At 43.5% G+C, this 3,661-nt stretch carries 3 protein-coding genes and 2 pseudogenes; 3 read left to right on the top strand and 2 right to left on the bottom strand.

Features of this window, described 5'->3' with window-relative positions:
• Positions 1 to 407 precede the first annotated feature (407 nt).
• The 3 genes and pseudogenes from SAPGRDRAFT_RS01255 to SAPGRDRAFT_RS01245 all read left to right on the top strand — a co-directional run.
• The gene (locus tag SAPGRDRAFT_RS01255) at positions 408 to 1,070 is read left to right on the top strand and encodes an ABC transporter ATP-binding protein (RefSeq protein ID WP_002656532.1); all 663 of its coding nucleotides are present in this window, start codon (positions 408 to 410) and stop codon (positions 1,068 to 1,070) included.
• 11 nt (positions 1,071 to 1,081) lie between these two features.
• On the top strand, positions 1,082 to 1,771 hold the full coding sequence (locus SAPGRDRAFT_RS01250) for an endonuclease V (RefSeq protein ID WP_002656530.1): 690 nt from the start codon (positions 1,082 to 1,084) through the stop codon (positions 1,769 to 1,771).
• 65 nt (positions 1,772 to 1,836) lie between these two features.
• Positions 1,837 to 2,733, top strand: a pseudogene (locus tag SAPGRDRAFT_RS01245) (acyl-CoA carboxylase subunit beta); the annotation flags it as partial.
• Positions 2,734 to 2,810: 77 nt separating this feature from the next.
• Here the strand turns inward: SAPGRDRAFT_RS01245 and SAPGRDRAFT_RS01240 are convergent.
• Together SAPGRDRAFT_RS01240 and SAPGRDRAFT_RS23790 are read right to left on the bottom strand one after the other, a co-directional pair.
• Positions 2,811 to 3,401: pseudogene (locus tag SAPGRDRAFT_RS01240) on the bottom strand (IS3 family transposase); the annotation flags it as partial.
• Positions 3,325 to 3,507, bottom strand: a complete 183-nt coding sequence (locus SAPGRDRAFT_RS23790) for a transposase (protein ID WP_172635354.1) — start codon at positions 3,505 to 3,507, stop codon at positions 3,325 to 3,327. The pseudogene SAPGRDRAFT_RS01240 and the gene SAPGRDRAFT_RS23790, both read right to left, overlap by 77 nt.
• Positions 3,508 to 3,661 lie beyond the last annotated feature (154 nt).

The raw sequence follows: 3,661 nt of genomic DNA, 5'->3' as shown, positions 1-3,661 counted from the left end.
CAATCACAGGCTTCATAGTTCTTTAGGATATAAAAACTCCTACAAGATATTTTTCTTCAGCATCTTCTCTAGAGAGGGAAGCTAGTTCCCCTCCCTGAAGAAACTCCACCTTAAATTAAGGGACTTTCTGTTTAAGCATTGGGGTAGGCGTATTGTATTGACCTATTTTTTTCCCAGCTTTATCTCCTATAAATAACCAACTGTACGCTCTGTAGTTAATGTTATTACTCATATTACCATCTATAAAATGGAGCTCTCCTTCTTTGCTAGTGACTGCCCCCTAGGCCTTCGGCTATGGGCTGCAGGTTGAAACCAGCAGCCAGACAACAGAGGAATTGAAGGCCCCCAAAGCTCATCTAGATAAAATCTTCTTGAAAAATGTTTATCTTTTCAGCAAATAAAAGAAAATGATCAAAGCAGTAAATATTCGTAAATCTTATCAGCAATTGCAGGTGCTCAAGGGCGTAAGTTTAGAGATTGCCAAGGGCGAGCTAGTGAGTATTGTTGGAAAATCGGGGGCGGGCAAAAGTACACTGCTGCATATTCTGGGCACTTTAGACCAAGCCGATGAGGGTGAGCTCTGGGTTGATGGGCAGAATTGCGGCGAAATGAAGAAAAAGGCGCTTTCTCGCTTTCGGAATGAGCAAATTGGCTTTGTCTTTCAGTTTCATCATCTTTTGCCAGAATTTACGGCCCTAGAAAATGTTTGTATGCCGGCTTTTATAAAAAAAACGCCAGAAAAACAGGCGCAGAAAAAGGCTAAAGAGCTATTAGATTATTTGGGGATGACGGATCGTATGGACCATAAACCCCAGCAGTTGTCGGGCGGAGAGCAACAGCGAGTGGCGGTGGCCAGAGCCTTGATTAACTCGCCCGCGGTAGTCTTTGCCGATGAACCTTCAGGGAATTTGGACAGCCAAAACTCAGAAGAATTGCATCAGCTCTTTTTTAATCTGCGCAAAGATTTTGAACAAACTTTTGTCATTGTAACGCATAATATGGAGCTGGCCAAAATGAGTGACCGCTGCTTGCAGATGCAAGACGGATTGATTGTAGAAGAACTCGCTTAACCCATAATCCTATGGCAAATCCCTTTGAGGAAATTCCCGAACTGGCCGAGGCCCAGAAAAAAATGGCCCAAAAAGTAGAACGTACTGCTTATTCTCCCCAAAAAGGAGATTTGATCTTCAGTCTAGATATCCAATATGTAGAAGAAGAAGCATTTGTGGCCATCGATGTTTTGCGCTGGCAAGAAGGAGCAGAAAAAGTATATTTATCGCTACAAAAGGCGGGCATGGAATATCGGCCTCGTTATTTTTCTTTTCGGGAAGGACCACCCTTATTAGCCGCTATTTTGGCCCTAGAAGAAATATTGGGCGAAAAAGCCAGTTGTTTATTGGTCGATGGGCATGGCATTGCACACCCTCGGCGCTTGGGCGTGGCCAGTTGGTTGGGCGTTCAGGCCGATCGGCCTAGCATCGGCATGGCCAAGCGCCCATTATTGGCTGTTGATGATCCAGAAGGAGAGGAAAGAGGAAGTGTTTCGCCCATTATGCAAAATGAAGAGCTTTTGGGCTATGCCTTGCGAACACAGACGGGCGTAAAGCCTATATATATAAGTATAGGCCATAAAATAGATTTGGAAACAGCTCGAGAAATGGTTTTGCAGTTGGCCGATCAGGGCTACCGGATTCCAGAACCCATCCGAAGAGCAGATCATGCGGCCCGAGCATTTGCCAAGGGCCAAAGCCATTTAGGGCAAGTTTTTTAGGACCAAAGTTTGGCCGTCCCTTAAAAAAGTAGCATTTTAGGCGGCGAAAAAAATATCGAGAAGCTATGCAAGATAAACTACAAACGCTGCAAGATAAATTGGCCCAAGCGGCTCAAGGTGGCGGAGAAAAACGAATTGAGAAACAACATGCCAAGGGCAAACTTACGGCCCGTGAACGTATTCACTTTTTCTTGGATCCAGGTTCTTTTGAAGAAATGGGCGCTTTGGTGACCCACCGTTGCAATGACTTTGGAATGGAAAAGCAAAAAATTTATGGCGATGGTGTCCTGACGGGCTATGGAACCGTAGAAGGCCGTTTGGTCTATGTTTTTGCTCAAGATTTTACCGTTTTTGGCGGCTCTCTTTCTGAAACTCATGCAGAAAAAATCTGCAAGTTGATGGATATGGCCATAAAAAATGGGGCGCCTTTGGTGGGCCTCAATGATTCTGGTGGAGCGCGCATTCAGGAAGGCGTACAGTCTTTGGGCGGTTATGCCGATATTTTTTATCGCAATACCCTGGCCTCTGGCGTAATTCCACAAATTTCTGCCATTATGGGCCCCTGCGCAGGCGGTGCGGTTTATTCTCCCGCTTTGACCGACTTTATTTATATGGTGGAGCAAAGCTCTTATATGTTCATCACGGGCCCAAATGTGGTGAAAACCGTGACCAATGAAGAAGTAAGCGCTGAAGAATTGGGCGGAGCCATGACGCATGCCGTAAAATCTGGCGTGACGCATTTTACCGCTCAAAATGATATGGATTGTCTGCTTCAGATTAAAAAGTTACTTTCTTATTTGCCTCAAAACTGTGAAGAAGAAGCGGCTATGCTGCCTTATGAAGCTGGCCAAGAGGAACGTCCCGCACTAAATACAATCGTGCCCGAAAATCCCAATCATCCTTATGATATGCGTGCCTTGATCGAAGAATTGGTAGATGCTGATTCTTTTTATGAGGTCTACGCCTACCCCAATGCTTAAACAGAAAGTCCCTTAATTTAAGGTGGAGTTTCTTCAGGGAGGGGAACTAGCTTCCCTCTCTAGAGAAGATGCTGAAGAAAAATATCTTGAGGAGTTTTATATCCTAAAGAACTATGAAGCCTGTGATTGTTATAATAATTAAAATACTCTTTAAGTCCGTTGTGTAAATCTAAACCATTTTCATAAGCTCTCAAATAAATATGCTCATATTTTACGGACCACCATAATCTTTCTACAAACACATTATCTAAGGCTCGGCCTTTTCCATCCATACTGATCTTAATTCCTCTGTTGAGCAACTCAGACGTAAATTCTAGAGAAGTAAATTGGGCGCCTTGATCGGAATTAAATATTTCAGGCTGCCCCCATTTCCAAGCTTCGTCCAGAGCTTCTAGACAAAAACGCTTATCCATGCTGTTCGAAATCCGCCAGCTCAAAACATATCGACTATACCAATCCATGACAACGGTTAAGTACATAAAACCCGCTTGCATAGGAATATAAGTAATGTCAGTTGCCCAAACTTCATTTGAACGGCTCACTTTTAGGCCTCGAAGTAAATAAGGGTATTTCTTATGACTTTTGGCTGATAATGAGGTGTTTGGCTTGGGTAAAACAGATCGAATATTCATCTTTTTCATCAAGCGAGCAACTTCGTTTTCTGTTGCAAATCAAGCCTGAGGCCCTTAAATACTCGGTCATCCTAGGGTAGCCCCACTCTGGATGTGACAGGTGAAACTCATCAATTTTACGCATCAACTTTAAGTTTCTGCACTTTCGCCCACTGCTTGATAATAGTATTTTGATCGGGAAACAGACATTAACTCACATTGCCGAGCTATGCTAAGTCCTTCTAATACTGCTATTTGGCTCAGTCTTAACGCTTCATCACATTCCCCTATATTTTTTT

Origin of the sequence: Saprospira grandis DSM 2844, from assembly GCF_000275825.1 — a bacterium.
Classification (GTDB): Bacteria; Bacteroidota; Bacteroidia; order Chitinophagales; family Saprospiraceae; genus Saprospira; species Saprospira grandis_A.
This window is presented reverse-complemented; position numbering and strand designations above follow the sequence as displayed.